Raw genomic sequence first — 1,302 nt, 5'->3', positions numbered from 1 at the left:
TGATATGATCCCCTTATAGTAGACAGTAAAAAGAAAGCACATTAATCTGTTTACTATGGAGGGGATTTTTTCTATGGGTAAAATTAGAGTAACTTACGATATAGAATTTAAGAAAAAAGCAGTAGATTTATACCTTAAAGAAGGAATGGGATACAAAACGGTCGCTAAAGAACTAGGAATTGATCACTCAGTAGTAAGACGTTGGGTGAAACACTTTGAGGCTGAAGGTATCAAAGGACTAGAAGAAAAACGTGGTAAAGCGAAAGGGCCAGGTGTAGGTAGGCCAAGAATCAAGCCAGAAGATCCAGAAGCTAAGATCAGACGATTAGAAGCGGAAAATGAAATGTTAAAAAAGCTCTTAGGGATGTAAAAGGAGGAATGAAAGCTGTATCCAAAGCGAGAAAGTTTGAAGTCATCCACGAGATGTCGGAAAAAGGTTTTACGGTTACCGTTCTATGCGATATTGCCGGTGTAACCAGAAGTGGGTACTACAAATGGATAAAACGGCACTCGACGCCTTCTGAAAAACAATCGGAGGATGTCAAAATCAAGAAAAAGATATTGAAGTGCCATAAAAAACTTAGGGGAATTTATGGATACAGAAGAGTACAAGTTTGGCTGAAAGTCACCTATAACCTTCACGTTAATCACAAACGTATACAGAGGTTGATGGGTGAACTAGGTATCAAAGCGATTATTAGGAGAAAACGACCTTATTATGGAAAAAAAGAAGCTTATGTGATTTCAGATAACCATCTGAACAGGGATTTCCAAGCTTCAAAACCGAATGAAAAATGGGTAACAGATATTACCTACTTGATTTTCAATGGACAGAGATTATACTTATCCGCTATTAAAGACTTGTACAACAATGAAATTGTTGCCTATGAAATCAGTCGTAGAAACGACCTTAAATTAGTGCTAGATACACTTAAGAAGGCAAGGAAAAAGCGAAATGCGAAAGGGATTCTCCTACATAGTGATCAAGGGTTCCAATACACATCCCGTCAATATAATCAATTACTAAAAAAATATCAGATGAAGGCTAGTATGTCTCGGAAGGGAAACTGTTGGGACAATGCTTGTATAGAAAACTTCTTCAGCCACTTTAAGTCAGAGTGTTTTCATTTATACTCTTTCCGCAAAGCTGATGAGGTTAAATTTGCCGTGCGCAAATATATACACTTTTATAATCACCAAAGATTTCAAAAGAAATTAAATAACCTGAGTCCATATAAATATAGAACTCAGGTTACTTAGTTGTGCTTTTTGAATACAGTCTACTTGACAGGGGTCACTTCA

Annotated in this window: 2 protein-coding genes; both read left to right on the top strand. The window is 36.8% G+C overall.

Features of this window, described 5'->3' with window-relative positions; genetic code table 11:
* The first annotated feature begins 73 nt into the window (after positions 1 to 73).
* Positions 74 to 370, top strand: coding sequence for a transposase (locus tag BPMYX0001_RS27815; protein ID WP_033799504.1), 297 nt, complete (start codon positions 74 to 76; stop codon positions 368 to 370).
* Positions 371 to 378: 8 nt separating this feature from the next.
* A complete protein-coding gene (locus tag BPMYX0001_RS27810; RefSeq protein WP_006097496.1) occupies positions 379 to 1,260 on the top strand; it encodes an IS3 family transposase in 882 nt (293 codons plus the stop codon).
* The last annotated feature ends 42 nt before the right edge of the window (positions 1,261 to 1,302 follow it).

This window comes from Bacillus pseudomycoides DSM 12442, assembly GCF_000161455.1.
Taxonomy (GTDB): domain Bacteria; phylum Bacillota; class Bacilli; order Bacillales; family Bacillaceae_G; genus Bacillus_A; species Bacillus_A pseudomycoides.
Note: the sequence above shows the minus strand (reverse complement) of the source record. Positions and strands in the feature narration are given on the sequence as shown.